The organism is Corynebacterium sp. UMB8791, assembly GCF_054166365.1.
Genome location: NZ_JBSZCG010000157.1, coordinates 74,131 through 89,336 on the forward strand (window position 1 = coordinate 74,131; position 15,206 = coordinate 89,336).

Here is a 15,206-nt window from a genome sequence, read left to right on the forward strand (position 1 = left end):
AAGGCAGGAACATCATGTCCACACTCTGGTCCGACCTGGGCCCGCAGCTCTGGGCGGCCTTCTGGCTGACCATCAAGCTCACCATCTACTCCGCAATCGGCTCCATGATTGTGGGCACGATCCTCACCGCGATGCGAGTCGCACCCATCCCCGTGCTGCGCGCGATGTCGACGTTCTACATCAACGTCGTGCGCAACACACCGCTGACCCTCATCATCATCTTCTGCTCCTTCGGGCTCTACCAAAACCTCGGCATCACGCTTGCCGATAGAGAATCCGCGACGTTCCTGGTAGATAACAACTTCCGCCTCGCCGTACTCGGGTTCATCATTTACACCTCGGCATTCGTCGCGGAATCGCTGCGCTCCGGCATCAACACCGTCCACTTCGGGCAAGCCGAAGCCGCCCGATCCCTCGGCCTCAGCTTCGGCCAAACATTCAGCAACATCATCTTCCCCCAAGCCGTCCGCGCAGCCATCGTGCCACTCGGCAACACGCTCATCGCGCTGACGAAAAACACCACCATCGCATCCGCAATCGGTGTCGCCGAAGCATCCCTCCTGATGAAATCCACCATCGAAAACCACGCCAACATGCTCTTCCCCATCTTCGGGATCTTCGCACTCGGCTTCATCATCCTCACCCTGCCAACCGGCCTCGCCCTTGGCGCCCTCTCCGAACGCATGGCGGTGAAAAAATAATGAGCGTCCGCGCAACAGTACTTTACGACGTCCCCGGCCCCAACGGCCGCCGCACCAACCGCATCCTCACCGGCATCAGCCTTGCCGTCTGCCTCGGCATTGCCGCATGGGTCTTCTGGAAGCTGCAGGCCAACGGACAACTCGCCGCGGCGAAATGGACCCCGTTCCTCAACTCCCAAACCTGGACCACCTACATCCTCCCCGGCCTCATGGGCACCCTCAAAGCAGCAGTGGCATCCATCCTGCTCGCGCTGGCCGTCGGCATCCTCCTCGGCCTAGGCAGGCTCTCCCGCAATCGTTTTGTTCGTTGGGTATGTGGCGTCATCGTCGAGATCTTCCGAGCCATCCCAGTGCTCCTCCTCATGATCTTCGCCTACCAGCTCTTCGCCATCTACCACCTCGCCCCGCCAAAGCACCTGGCGTTCGCCGCCGTCGTCTTCGGACTCACCATGTACAACGGGTCCGTCATCGCCGAAATCCTCCGCTCCGGCATCAAAAGCCTCCCCAAAGGCCAAACCGAAGCCGCCGAAGCACTCGGCCTCACCTACGGGCAAACCATGCGGACCATCCTGCTGCCCCAAGCCATCGCAGCGATGCTGCCAGCCCTGATCGCCCAAATGATCATCGCGCTCAAGGACTCCGCACTCGGCTACCAGATCGGCTACGTCGAAGTGGTCCGCTCCGGCATCCAAAGCGCATCCGCCAACCAGAACTTCCTCGCCTCGCTGGCCGTCGTGGCCATCATCATGATCCTCATCAACTGGGGACTCACGGTGCTTGCCCAACGCGTCGAACGCCAACTGCGCGCCGGCCGCGCCCGCCGCAACATCTTCGCCAAGGTGCCCGAGGAAGCCGACCAAGGGTTGGACACCAAGGACAACGTCAACGTCGACTGGCACGACCCCGACTACGTGGAGATCCGGAACCCGGACGAATAGTTGCTGAGGACTCCAGTGCCAAAGGACGCAATTCCTGTTGGGGGGAGGGGGTAAAAGCCCAGGTCGTGAAAAGGGGGATGCGTCCTTTGGCACTGGGGTGAGGGGGAGTGCACCAGATTCCCCCTCGTGGAGTTGACGACCTGGGGAAACGCGGAGGCGCCCTCTCAAAAACGGGAATGTGGTGCGCGCCTAGGCGAGGAGGGCGTCAACCAGGTCGAGGGCGTCCTCGACGGAAAACTCCTCGGGGCGGTTCGCTTTGTGGGTGGAGTAGGCGTCGATAATCTGGCGCCACCTGCGAGGAATCCCCTCCTCCTCGTACACCGCGCCCAGGAACGCGCCGGCGATCGCGGCGTTTGTGTCCGTGTCGCCGCCCATCCCGACAATCGCGACGAGGTCCTCCTCGAAAGAGGTACCGTTCGCGACGAAATAGCACACAATATTCCAGGCGAACTGCACGTACCCCATGCGATGGCTATAAACATCCACGGGAAGGTACTGCATGAACTCCCTAATTGTCGACGCCTCATCCCCAGCCGCCGCGAGCAGCGCCTCGCGAGGATCCTCACCACTGATCGTGCGTGCGAGCGCCTCACAATACATACCGTTGATGGCCACCGGGTACTCGTTGGGGTGAGTGAGGCGAGCGTCGGCGCGGGCGTGGTCGCCGGCGAGCTGCGGGTCGTGCGCGTACGCGATGGCAATCGGGCTGACCCGCATCAACGCACCGTTCGACTTGCTAGCTGAGTTCGGCTCAAACGGTGGCCGAAGCGCAGCCGCACACGTATTGCCGATATCCGGCGGGAACGACGCCGCCCACCGCACATACGACTCGAACACGTCCTTTTCTTCATACCCGCCGCAGCGCACCATGCTGCGGGCAAGCGCCAGCGCCAGCTCAGAGTCGTCGGTGGCCTGGCCCGGCGCGACATTGAACGGGCCGCCACCAGTCAGCTCGCGGACACCATCCGGGAAATTGCGCCGAATCTGCGCGGGGGAAGAGAACTCGACGATCGCGCCGAGGTTATCGCCAATGATCTGGCCGTACATAGCGCCGCGGGCCCGCGCGCGTAATGACTGATCCATGATGGGTTCCTTTCTCTGGTGGTTGCTGGGGGTCATTGGGGGTTGCAAGTATCAGGATACGAACGGGACCGACACGGCAGGCGTATGAGGCGAAATTATGTTCGGGGTGGGGGTGCCAGTGCCAAAGGACGCAATTCCTGTTGGGAGAGGGGGTAAAGGCCCAGGTCGTGAAAAGGGGGTTGCGTCCTTTGGCACTGAGGCGAGGGGGAGTGCACCAAATTCCCTCACTTGGAGTTGACGACCTGGGGAAACGCTGAGGCGCCCTCTCAAAAAACAGGAATGTGGTGTCTGGGCGGGGGACACGCGCACCAAATTCCTGGTTTTTCGGCAGCCGGGTTTGGAAAAGCCCAGGTCGGCGGGGGACAGGGAGGGAATGTGGTGCGCGAGGGGCCTCAGCGGGCCCACCGAGGAGGCTAATCCTCGGAGAAACCGGCCTGGTTGAGCTCCCAGTAGGCGCCACGGCGGGCGAGGAGGGAAGCGTGATCGCCCTGCTCGACGATGTGGCCGTCCTGCATGACCAGGATGAGGTCGGCGTCGCGGATGGTGGAGAGCCGGTGGGCGATGACGAAGCTGGTGCGGTCGGCTTGGAGGGCGGCCATGGCGTGCTGCACCATCAGCTCGGTGCGGGTGTCCACGCTGGAGGTGGCTTCGTCGAGGATGAGCAGCGACGGCTTCGAGACGAAGGCGCGCGCGATGGTAATCAGTTGGCGCTCACCGGCGGAGAGGGCGCCGCCGTCCTGGTCGATGACGGTGTGGTAGCCGTCGGGGAGGGTGTGCACGAAGCGGTCGACAAGGGTGGCTTTGGCGGCGGCGATCACGTCCTCGTCGGTGGCGTCGAGACGGCCGTAGCGGATGTTTTCCAGGATGGTGCCTTCGAAGAGGGTGGCGTCCTGAAGCACCATGCCGACCTGGCTGCGCAAGTCCTGGCGCGACATCGACTGCGTATCGACGCCATCAAGGAGAATCTGACCCGAGTCGATGTCGTAGAAGCGCATCAACAGGTTGACCAGGGTGGTTTTGCCCGCGCCGGTGGGCCCGACGATGGCGACCTTCTGGCCCGGTTGCACCTCGAGGTTGAGGTCCTGGATGAGGGGAGTGTCGGTGTAGGAGAAGTGGACGTCGATAAATTGGACGTGTCCGGAGGCGCGCTCGGGGGTGGGGTGTGACTCGCGGGGTTCTTCGGGGGCGTCGAGGAACTCGAAGACGCGCTCGGCGGAGGCGACGCCGCTTTGCACCATCTGGGCCATGCCGCCGAGCTCCCCGAGCGGCTGGTTGAACTGGCGCGAGTACTGGATGAACGCCGTCGCCGCGCCGAGCGTCAGCGAACCATTCGCGACCTTCAGGCCGCCGAAGACCGCGATGAGGACGTAGGACAGGTAGGAGATGAACTGCATGACCGGCATCATGAGCCCGGAGAGGAACTGCGCGGAGGCGGAGGCGGTGTAGAGGTCGTGGTTGCGGGCGTCGAAAATTTCTTGGGAGGCGTCCTGGCGGCCGAAGAGCGTGATCACCTCATGGCCCGAAAAGGACTCCTCGATGTGCCCGTTGAGCTGGCCCGTTGCGCGCCACTGCTGCTTGAAGTGCCGCTGCGAACGCTTACCGATCACCCCAACCACCAGCGCCGTCAGCGGAATCGAGACGAGGGCGAGGAGGGTGAGTTGCCACGACACCGTAAACATCATCGCCATGATGCCCAACACCATCAGCACTGACTGCAACGCCTGCGACAACGCCTGCTGCAACGTCTGCTGCACATTATCGACGTCGTTCGTGGTGCGCGACAGGATATCACCGCGCTGGCCGCGGTCGAAGTAACTCAGCGGCACCCGGTTCAGCTTCGCCTCCACCTGGGCGCGCAGGCGGTAAATCTCGCGCATGACCATGCGGTTGAGCAGGAAACCCTGCAACCACATCAGCAGGCTGGCACCGACGTAGAGCGCCAACACCGCCAGGATCAGCTCGCCGAGGCGCGAGAAATCGACGCCCACACCAGGAGTCACATCCATCCCGGACAGCATGTCCGCGAACGTGTCCTGGCCGCCCGCGCGCAACCCCTCAATCACCTGCTCCTGGGTGGCGCCGGCGGGCAGGTGCGCGCCGATCGCGCCCGAAAAGATGACGTCCATCGCGTGGCCCATCACGCGCGGGGCGTACACATTCAGCCCGACCGACACGCACACCAGCGCCACCACCAGGGCAAACAACGCCTTGTGCGGGGCCAGCAGACCGACCAGCCGCTTCGCGGACGGCCAGAAGTTCTTCGCGGAGCGCGGGGCGCCGCCGAAGTGGCCGTCCATGGAGCCCTCGAGCTGTTGGATTTCCTCGTCTGTGAGTTCGACTTGGTCTTTGGCTTGGTTGTTAGCCATTATTTTGCCTCCACAGTCTGCTGGGACCGGACAATTTCCTGATACGTCGGCGAGGACTGCAGCAGCTCATCGTGGGTGCCGCGGGCCACGATGCGGCCGGCGTCGAGCACCAGGATCTGGTCCGCGTTCTGGATCGAGCTGACACGCTGCGCCACCACGATCACCGTCGCCTCGGCGACGTGCTCGGCGAGCGCTGCGCGCAGCCGGGCGTCCGTGGTCATGTCGAGGGCGGAGAAAGAGTCGTCGAACAGGAGGACGCCACGCCGCTCCACGATCGCACGCGCGATGCAGAGGCGCTGGCGCTGCCCGCCGGACACGTTCGTGCCGCCCTGGGAAATCGGCATCTCGAGGTCATCCACGAAGGTGGCCTGCGCGATCTCGAGCGCCCGCCACAGCTGCTCATCCGTCGCATCCGGGCTGGCCACGCGCAAATTCGACGCCACCGTCCCCGAGAACAAATACGGCTTCTGCGGCACCATCGCCACCGCATCCACCAGCTGCCCACGGCGTAACGACGCCACATCCCGACCACCAACCAGCACCCGACCGCCCGTCGGCGCGTAGAGGCGCGGAATCAACCCCAACAACGTCGACTTGCCCGAACCCGTCGAACCGATAATCGCGGTCGTCTCACCAGGATTGGCCTGGAAGGAGACGCCGTCCAGCACCGGTTCCTCTGCGCCCGGGTACGTGAAGGTCACGTCCTCGAAGGTGACGGTGCTGTTTGCCGGGTCGCTGGCTGCGCTGGCTGTGCTGGCGTGCGGCTCGGTCAGCGACGGCTCGTGCTTCAGCACCTCCGTGATACGGGTGGCGCACACCAGGGCACGCGGGAGCATCATCGCCATGAACGCGCCCATCATCACCGCGGCGAGGATTTGTAGGAGGTACTGCAGGAACGCCGTCAACGACCCGACCTGCACCTCACCCGCATCCACACGGTGGCCGCCAAACCACAGGACCGCCGCCGTCGCCAAGTTCAGGATGAGCATGATCACCGGGAACATCATCACAAACAAATTGCCGATCCGCAGACTCAACCGCGTGAGGTCGGCGTTGGCGGCGTCGAAACGCTCGGACTCGAACTCCTCCCGCGTAAACGCGCGGACCACGCGCACGCCCGCGATCTGCTCGCGGAGCACGCCATTAATACGGTCAATCTTCGACTGCATCGTGCGGAACAACGGAAGCAGCAGGCCGATCAGCGCCGCCACAACCACCGCCAACACAAGCACAGAGACCGCGACCAGCCAGCTCATGCCCGGATCCTCCCGAACCGCCATGACCACGCCGCCAACCATCATAATCGGCACCGCAACCATAAAGTTCAAGAACATCAAGAACACCTGCTGGACCTGCTGCACGTCATTCGTCCCGCGCGTAATCAGCGTCGCCGAACCGAAGTGCGACATATCCTCCGCCGAGAACCGCGACACCCGACCAAACACCTCCTCGCGGATATCGCGGCCCGTGCCCATCGCGGCCCTCGACCCAAACCAGACCGCCGCGCACGCCGCGATCACCTGCACAAACGCCACGGCAAGCATCACGCCGCCGGTACGCCAGATGAAGGGGACGTCACCTTGGGAGACGCCTTCGTCGATAATTTTTGCGTTCAGGCTGGGCAGGTAGAGCGTCGCCGCAGTCGTGATTGCCTGCAGCAACACCACCGCGAGCATCGCGCCGCGGTACGGGCGCGCGTGCCTGCGCAGGAGCCTTACGAGGTCCATGGGCGGTCCTTTACAGATTGTGGAATTGGAAAGTTTGATTGTAGGCGTCATTTTTTGGGGGGACAGGTAGTGATGATGAGTTTGCTCGAGATTTTGTGAACAGAATTGCGTTTTTGCTTGCGCCCCACTTTTCCCTTTCCGACGCCCACTTCGCCCCCACCGCGCCAACCGGGTACCATGGAACGCGGTCAGTCACCATTGCCTGTCACATTGCTAGTCTCTGCTGACAGCAACAGCGTGACGACCTCCTTTCGGGTCTGGTGGGGCCCGAACCTAAAGGGCCTGGTGGGGCCCATGGTGGGGCAGCCCGCGCGGTACTACGGTACGGCGCGGGCTGTTTTGGTTGGGGGTGGGGCGGTTGCCCCCAGACCGAGCCGACGAGAAAGTTCCCAATGTTTTTTGAAAACCGGGAACGTTCTTTGTGGACAGGCGTCTCCACCTGGGGAAATACCGCGGCTGGTCGACCGGAACAGGCCCGAAACCCAAAATGGTTCCCGGGCGCGGGAACAATTTGTGTTGGGGCGGTAGTGCGTATTGGATATGAAACGGATAGGCCGTATACTGACGGGAGTGAAACGGGAAAACGCCCGTACTATACAGGTCCCAGGCCCTCACCGTCGTGAGGGCCTGCCCTTTTTGTTGGGGTGGTCGTACTCACCCCCAACCCTTCCTTCCTGGGCTTAAGGGACATTTTGTGTGTTTTTACGGCGTGTCGCGATAAGGGACATTTTGTGTGTAACTAGCCGCGTCCAGCCCACCCTCTTCTCACGCCTAAGCTGGGTTCCACTGATGATCAATGCCGGTATCGAATTCTTTCGGCCCGTCGACCTCTTCCCGTCGACCTACTCCGGTTTACCAACGCAGGTCAGCGCAAAATCGGCAAAATAGCCCCAAAATCATCCAAATCACCGCTGACCTGGGTTGGTCGACGCAATGAGGTCGACCGGAACCCCCGATACCTCTATGCGACCAGAATTGTGCACGTCAAGGGCTTTGCTCGTCCCCTTGGCTATATGCGACCGCCCAACGCACAGGCGGCTGGTTCTAGTCCCCCCTAGAGCACTCGATCTCGCTGGGGTCCCTGCGCTACCCGCAGACTTCATACCACACACCAGACGTCATTTGGTGTTGGTTTCTCGAAACGGGCGAATGGAACTGTTTTGAAAACCATATCTGGTTGTTGTCCGAGGTCATCCCAGGAAACCAGATAGATTTATACACACAAAATGTCCCTTAAGCCCCTTCCTGATGGATACGAATAGCTATCAACTAGCGCGAGTTAATTCTTGACCTCTGGAAGCCTCCAGATGCGATTGCCCAGGGGCGTGACTTTGACCCCCCGTCGAATCTTCATCATGAAGTCTTCGTCCTCTTCTGTTCTTGGTATGTAGGCAAAACCAGGTGTGCTGGTCAAGCCCATGATGGGTGGGTACTCGGGGTTGTAGTCGAGCACCACGTTGAACGTGCGAAGCCGGTTAAGGAAACTTTCAGCACCCGACATTAGTTTAATTTCTCCCAGAAACCGCTTGGAAATCCTGCTGACAATGCATTCACTTAAATATACTCGCTGTACAACGCACTCCAATACAAAACCGTCTATTTAGCTTCTTGATACAAGCATCACGAGGAGTAACGCCGACTCCGCATTCTCTCCTCCTTCATCTTTCACGATTGGGTGGGGTAGCCTTGGAGTTCGTCACGCGGCCTTTCATTGAGGATCTCTCTCCGCTTGGTGAAGTGAAAACACTCGTACTCCGCCGCGTGGCTTACCCCAATTAACTCTACTCTCTGTCTGCTTGGTGCAGTAGCTCTTGGGGATCATATTTCTGATATGCTTGCAATCAGCCGACAAACGTTGGTTTCCAAAGTGCTTTCCCAAAGCATAGAAATGCCTCCGGACATTAGAAGCGCGGGTTTGCACATATTTTCGAAAGGATCACTTATGTTGAATCTAGAAGAGCTTCTCGAAGCATGTAAGCCTGGCGGCCCATCAGTTTGGTCATCCGTCACAGAGCTCTCTGCAGCGGCTGGGTCGCACGCATCCATCACTCCAGCAAAGTACGTGCAGGGGAGCTCGCCTTGCTTCGCATTCGAAACCAGGTACATCAATGGCGAACCAACAGAAGTTGTGGTTATTGACAGCACTGCGTCGTCAACCAACCGCGGCGAGCAAGGCATCAGCAACTCTATTCTCGATGGCGACCCACTGATCTCCCGCATTCCACGCATTGCTTTGTCGTACGGCGACGAGACATTCACCGATATTGACCTGCCACACCGTTTCGCTGATGGACACATCCGCGCCGGCAGCTACGAGGGTGAGCCCGTTACACAGGCCGATTGGTACCGCGAGATTCGAGACTCGAAGCCACGTAACTACCGAGCACTCCTCAACACCGCGCCAATTGCAATCCTTTGCGGTGGTTGGGATTCCGTCCGTCCAGAGAACCAAGTTCGAATTCGACGCTCGATCACCGGAGAGACCATCGGCGTCCTCGCCGATCAGGCCCGTCCAGGCTCCGAGCAGCAGGGGGCTCGCAGTGGCGCACGCGTCGACCCAGTCGGGGCATCGGTGCAGCTGGACCCGGCTGCCTTCAAGAAGATCATCGATAACCAGGCCGATGAGATTTCTGCAAGCAGGCTCAAGAGCATCCATGACAAAGTGAAGAAGGCCAAGAAAGATGAGACGTTCTCGGGTTCCGCAGTCGGTGTAGGTGCACTGGCCCCTTCACTCGATCCGCTCGGAGGAGTGTCCTGCTCCCGCGTGATTCGCTCCTGGGTACTCAGCTTCACGGCGTTGCGCCAGATCAGCTTCGGTGGCACCCCTGAAGAAAACGTTGCTGGCCGTGCACTCATCGCTGCCCTCGGCTTTGCGCTCATCGCCCGTGCAGAGCAAGAACTGTACTACCGCTCCAACTGTGATCTCGTTGAGGTTGCAGCGCCCGTCGTCAAGCTTGACCAGCGTTACGGTGAGCACAAAGAGCTACCACCGCTGTCCATTGAGGCTGCTGACGCGCTACTCAAGGAGGCGCTCGACCACGCTGAGGCCCTTGGAGTCGCTGACTGGCACGGTCAGATCCGCGAAGTCATCGGCAACCCCGATATCTACGCCGGAGCGGCCGAACCAAGCGAAAAGGATGAGTAATCATGGCCCAATTGACGTTGAAAGCGTCGCTTCCTTTGGGCACCTACTACGGGCATCGGAATGACGGGTCCGTCGAAAACTCGCCGTCACCCCTACGACTACATGCTGCGCTTCTCGCTGCTGCTGGTCAGGGGCCTACGTCCGAGGATGGTCAGCCGTCTGATGCGTCGCTCAAAGCACTGCGATGGCTTGAAAAACACCCACCAAACGGGCTGTACCAGCCTGAGACACTGCTCCTCAATCGAGGTCCCCACCGGATTGGGTATAGAGATGTAGGAACATTCGACGCTACGAAGAACTCGATTCGCAAAAAGGTGGAAGCACGCCCGATTTCTGACGGCGTCGCAGTACGTGACTACTACGGCTTCATGTGGCATGACGTGCCAGAGGATGTTGCTAAGACACTCACAGTTCTTGCTGAGGATGTGCCGTACCTCGGCGAGAGCCACAGCGTAGTCACGATTAGCGCCGAGCGCTTTGAACCGAACCTGTTGCTTTCTCCGACGGCGAACTGCTTCACGCGCGAGGCTCACTCGCGCTCTGTGCCAGCCGAAGGCCGAACTGATGCGCTGATCGCTGCGTTTAACGCGCGGTTTAAAGCCAAACCACCATCGCTGAGCCGTGACAAGTTCTCAAAGGGGCAGAAGCCGGCGAGTGAAAAGCCGTCAGAGGCTTCAACCGGTGAAACTTGGTACGAGCCCGTTGAAGGCGAGCCAGAAACAGCGCCGTGGGCGACGGCGTATTTGTTCAATCTCGATCGAGAAGTCGACAAACGCGACCGCGTCGCACTGTGTCTCAGCATGCATAAGGCACTGATTTCGCGGATTGGTTTTGGCGCTGCCCCCCTGATTACCGGGAAATACAACAAAGGTGTGTTGCCCCCAGCAAACCGGCTTTCCATCCAGTACATCCCGACAGAGCTTGCCCAACTGCTTGGAGAAAATGGCCCTCTACTAACGCTTTTTGTACCCAACGGTGCTTCACCAGAAGAACTGCAGCAAGTACAGGAAGCGGTACATATCCAGCATCTATGGTCAAGCAGCTTAGGGAAAATCGGTGTATCCTTTGCAAACACCACCAGATCTGGAACCCGGTTCTGGCCGGCACCGGCAGCTGGCAAGCACCGTCTCTGGGCGACCGAGATGCCCATCGTTCCTGAGCTGCGGCGGATCCGCGATAAGGACTCGGAATGGACTCTCGCGGATTCAGCGCTGGTCTCTACAGGATTCGTATGGCGTGACAGGTTCAGCATAGAAGGGAAGGGGCCGAAGCGGTACATCTCTCTTCGTGACCAGGTTGCACAACACAACGTCGTTGTAGCCAAGACGCAACTCGTCACCCGCTCCGTGCGTAAGTTCGCGCACCATTCGCCGGAGGGCGTCCCCGTACAGCCGTACGATGCTGTTCTCGACTTGGGGCGGTTGCACCATCCGCAAGCAGCGATAATGCTCGGCCAGTCACGTCACCTTGGTGGGGGACTGCTGTATCCCCTCGACATCGAGCTTCCCGTTCCGGAACAGACAGAGGAGTCATGATGGAACCAATACAGTTACATGATTTCGACGAGTTTTTTGCCGCAATGAATGGCGGGCACAAACCATTCAGTTGGCAACGTGCACTCGTCGGCCACGTCGCGCAACACGGAGTGTGGCCAGACCAAATCGTCGCCCCAACAGGCGCCGGTAAGTCTTCGGTCGTCGATGTTCACGTTTTCCTCAACGCGCTGAGTGCGTGTGGGAATGCGCCCAGGATTCCACGTCGACTACATACCGTTGTGAACCGGCGCGGCCTTGTGGACAACCAGTACCAGCGGGCACTCTCTATCCAATCAATGCTCAAAGAGGCGCTGCGGGACCCTGCAGCAGCATCGGATGTTGTTCTTCGAGTGGCATCTGCACTCCAGACATTCAGCGGCAACCGGCAAGGGCATCCTTTTGTTGCGTCAGTGCTTCGTGGCGGTCTGACCTCACGTTCACTGCCTGTTAGCGACTTCTCGAGCTGCGCCGTCATTGCCTCAACGCCGGATATGTGGGGTTCACGCGCGCTCTTCCAGGGTTACGGTTCAACGCTGTATGCGCGTCCACGTGAAACCGCGCTCATGACGATGGACTCCGTTGTGGTACTCGATGAAGCACACCTCAATAGGCAGCTGCTGGTAACGGCGCGACGTATTCGAGATATCCAACAAGCAGGAGCTAAAACGGGGATTCCGGAACTCCAGGTAGTCGAGACGACAGCGACGCCGTCTACGCACAATACCGAGTACTCCTCTATCGGAGTAGATCCCAATGACCTTGAGTTTCCCCGCGACGACGCTCTTCATCAGCGCCTTCACGCCACGAAGCGCATCACCCATGAGCAGCTTCCGAAGTGGAATGGCAAGATGGGGAATCGCGCCGTCGTCGATAGTTCGATAGCCCGCATTGAGCAGTGGCTCGACGACGAAACCCGGACGGGAACCATTGGTTGCATCGTGAACCACGTGGACACAGCAATCAAGATCTCCGCTGCGCTGAAGAAAGCAGAGGTTCGTGCAGTACTTCTGGTCGGTCGTTTGCGGCCGCACGACCTAGAAGGCATCGAGAAGAAATACCCGGGGATCTTCACCCCCCAAGGCCATCCTGACGTTGATGTTGTCGTAGCAACGCAGACGCTCGAGGTAGGCGTTGATGTTGACTTCCAGTACATGGTGACAGAGCTTGCCCCAGCAACAGCAGTTCAGCAGCGTATTGGCCGACTCAACCGGCTCGGAAAGTACGATGACGCTGAGCTGGTCATTCTGCAACCAACAGAGGATGCAGCCCCGAAGCGGGACTGTCCCCCATATACAGCAGAAGATTTACGTAATGGGCTTGCATGGATCAACCAGTTCAAGGACGGACAGGACATCAATCCAGCTAAGGTAGGCGAGCACCCTGCACCCGCAACGGATCCGCGGCGCCTGCTATACCAGCGTCTCGAGTTCCGCGATGTAGAGCTCCTGGCAAAGTCCTCCGAGCGTCTCGCCCACCCAATGGAACTCGAGTTTTGGCTGCGTGACGATCTCTCCGACGAAACTCCGCAGGCCGGGGTAGTGGTTCGTCACACTGTCGCCCAGACGGCGGAGGCCACCATCGAGCTTCTTCGAACAATCCCTCCGACTGCTGATGAGGTCTTTCCTGGAAGCATCACTACGGTCAGGGAGGTCGCTTCAAAGGTAGCCGAAGCATTGGGCCCCGACCCTACAATTCCCCAGCTTGTCTATCGTGCCGGCGAGATTGAAGTACTGGAGGAGGTCAAGGACCTCAAGCCTGGCGACGTCCTCATTGTCACCGCTGATATCCCAATCACTACTGAGCAGGTCTTATCGGTCCCTGCAGGAGATAAGAGGACACCCGAGGAAGCAGGTATCGATGGGGTTACAGTGTATCTACCAAAGGATCAGGGAGAACTCGACCTCGAGTTATTCCGTGCCGCGCACGAGCTGACGCCGGCGGAGTTCACAGAGCTGTGGTATTCCCGGTTCCCTGACGACGAAGCACAGGCACCGAGTATCGAAATCTCTACCTCTATCGTCGAGGATCCGCGCGGCGACATGGCTGCCTGGATCATCCGGCGCGAGTCGAAGATACTGCGAGCAGACTCCGAAACGATTCAGGAGTGGACACCTCGCGTGCAACCAGGCGGCAAAGTGCCTCCGACGCTTGCGGATCATCAACGTGACGTCGCCCAACGCGCGCGTGAGATCTGCGATGGTCTCGGGGTGGAGAGCTCCTTTGCTCAACACATTATCACCGCTGCTGAACTGCATGATGAAGGAAAACGGGATCCTCGATTCCAGCGCATGCTGAAGAACCCTGATGTCACACACCCCTGGGCAAAGAGCCTCACTCGGAGCCGTCAGGAAATCCTTCGTTCGAAGGCAGGCTCAGGGCTGCCTGTCGGTTGGCGTCACGAACAACTTTCAGCAGTGATTGCTGAGGAGAAGCGGCTGTCCGGCGATGAGCGCATCAACAAGCTTGTCGTCCACATTGTTGGGGCAAGCCACGGCAGAGGACGCGACCTCTTCCCGCAAACCGCCGAAGAGCTCGCTCCAGGGTCTGAAACTGCTCACCGACTGTTTACAGAAGGGCAGTGGGAGAGCAACGTCAGAACCCTCACGCGGAAGTTCGGCGCTTACACCCTCGCGCTGTGCGAGTCCCTTGAGCGGGCTGCAGATGCTCAGATTTCAGGAGAAGGACGATGAAACACTCAATCACAGTCGCAGGCGATATCTACTCGGGGTTGACGCACTTCGCTCTTGCAGGTCTTAGCCTCATTGCAAGGTCGCTCACTGATGGAACAGTAACCACCCATTGGAATAACGACCCAACTCCGAAAGGCGTCCTCGAAATGGAGGACGTCACTCCGCTTGAGCTTGCCGAAGCAGCAGCGCAGATCAGCCAGAGCTGGCATGACGGTTGGGCTACAACCCAAGTCCAGTACGGCGAAGGGACATTCTCTCCTTTCAGTCCACGCTTTAAAGCGATCAATCCCACCAAGTTCCCCGAGGACTGGACTCGCCACCAGGAGGCTCGATCGAAGGATCTCGACCAGCTGCAAGAACAGTCAGACATGTTGGGACTACAGTTCATTCAGGCTCTCGGTGAGGCTGCCTACTGGAGGTTCAACGGCAAGGACCCTCGTCCTGATAACGGGGCGTCCCGCTGGGAAATGAAGACCCGCAATGCTGGCGAGGAATTCGTTTCCCAGAAACTGTCGAAGTTCGTGGAAGAGCTCGCAGCATGGGATCCGGAACGTGTGTTGGCAGGTTGGCAAGGGGACAAGATCGAAGATCCCTTTGGCGCCGACGCCTCCCGAACACCATCGGGGTTCACCCCTCCCGGAGAAACTGATCTGGCGCTCGCATTTGCTGCGCTCGTAGGCATCGGTCAGTACCCAGTTGTTCCCCGGATTTCGCACGTGACGTTCACACCAGGGGCCTACCCGGATACCGCCCATCATCCGCAGTTGGCTGTATTACCAGTACCAACTACGCCGATAAGTCCAGAGCGGTTCGAAAGCATCGTGTTGTCTTCTTCGTGGAGTGGCATAGTCAACGCCTTCGGCGCCCAGGCTGAAGGGAAGACGGAGGAAGGCATCCTCCCGGAGCAAGCGATCGCGTCCTTGCGCGCATACGGTGTGCCAGCAGCTGCAACATTCCGCATCTATGTAAGTCCGGCAAAGGCCCCCGAACGCTACTTCGAGCGAGGAAGGGTCCAACTACT

Annotated in this window: 10 protein-coding genes; 6 read left to right on the forward strand and 4 right to left on the reverse strand. The window is 59.7% G+C overall.

Going from position 1 to position 15,206, the window contains the following annotated elements; translation table 11 throughout:
* The first annotated feature begins 14 nt into the window (after nt 1-14).
* Together gluC and ACXIUA_RS10875 are read left to right on the forward strand one after the other, a co-directional pair.
* A complete protein-coding gene (gluC, locus tag ACXIUA_RS10870; RefSeq protein WP_070478673.1) occupies nt 15-701 on the forward strand; it encodes a glutamate ABC transporter permease GluC in 687 nt (228 codons plus the stop codon).
* Complete coding sequence (locus tag ACXIUA_RS10875) at nt 701-1,639, forward strand: amino acid ABC transporter permease (protein ID WP_457976844.1); 939 nt, start codon at nt 701-703, stop codon at nt 1,637-1,639. The genes gluC and ACXIUA_RS10875 overlap by 1 nt, the downstream gene beginning before the upstream one ends.
* 189 nt (nt 1,640-1,828) lie before the next feature.
* Here the strand turns inward: ACXIUA_RS10875 and ACXIUA_RS10880 are convergent, their stop codons facing one another.
* The 4 genes from ACXIUA_RS10880 to ACXIUA_RS10895 form a co-directional block, all read right to left on the reverse strand.
* Entirely contained in the window at nt 1,829-2,722 is an 894-nt protein-coding gene (locus tag ACXIUA_RS10880) for an ADP-ribosylglycohydrolase family protein (RefSeq protein ID WP_457976845.1), read from the reverse strand.
* A 413-nt stretch (nt 2,723-3,135) separates the two neighbouring features.
* Entirely contained in the window at nt 3,136-5,088 is a 1,953-nt protein-coding gene (locus ACXIUA_RS10885; RefSeq protein WP_457976846.1) for an ABC transporter ATP-binding protein, read from the reverse strand.
* On the reverse strand, nt 5,088-6,815 hold the full coding sequence (locus tag ACXIUA_RS10890; RefSeq protein WP_457976847.1) for an ABC transporter ATP-binding protein: 1,728 nt from the start codon (nt 6,813-6,815) through the stop codon (nt 5,088-5,090). The genes ACXIUA_RS10885 and ACXIUA_RS10890 overlap by 1 nt, the downstream gene beginning before the upstream one ends.
* A 1,279-nt stretch (nt 6,816-8,094) precedes the next feature.
* The gene (locus ACXIUA_RS10895; RefSeq protein WP_284818769.1) at nt 8,095-8,316 is read right to left on the reverse strand and encodes a hypothetical protein; all 222 of its coding nucleotides are present in this window, start codon (nt 8,314-8,316) and stop codon (nt 8,095-8,097) included.
* Between the two features lie 441 nt (nt 8,317-8,757).
* Here ACXIUA_RS10895 and cas7g point away from each other — a divergent pair, with 441 nt between their 5' ends.
* The 4 genes from cas7g to ACXIUA_RS10915 all read left to right on the forward strand — a co-directional run.
* Nucleotides 8,758-9,960, forward strand: coding sequence for a type I-G CRISPR-associated RAMP protein Csb1/Cas7g (cas7g, locus tag ACXIUA_RS10900; protein ID WP_284818772.1), 1,203 nt, complete (start codon nt 8,758-8,760; stop codon nt 9,958-9,960).
* A gap of 2 nt (nt 9,961-9,962) precedes the next feature.
* The gene (gene csb2, locus ACXIUA_RS10905) at nt 9,963-11,495 is read left to right on the forward strand and encodes a type I-G CRISPR-associated protein Csb2 (protein WP_284818774.1); all 1,533 of its coding nucleotides are present in this window, start codon (nt 9,963-9,965) and stop codon (nt 11,493-11,495) included.
* Nucleotides 11,492-14,185 carry a type I-G CRISPR-associated helicase/endonuclease Cas3g gene (cas3g, locus tag ACXIUA_RS10910; RefSeq protein WP_284818776.1) on the forward strand — a complete coding sequence of 898 codons (2,694 nt, stop codon included), beginning with the start codon at nt 11,492-11,494 and terminating at the stop codon, nt 14,183-14,185. Before csb2 ends, cas3g begins: the two co-directional genes overlap by 4 nt.
* Nucleotides 14,182-15,206, forward strand: a 1,025-nt coding sequence (locus ACXIUA_RS10915; protein WP_284818778.1) for a hypothetical protein, incomplete at its 3' end; no start/stop codon positions are given. The genes cas3g and ACXIUA_RS10915, both read left to right, overlap by 4 nt.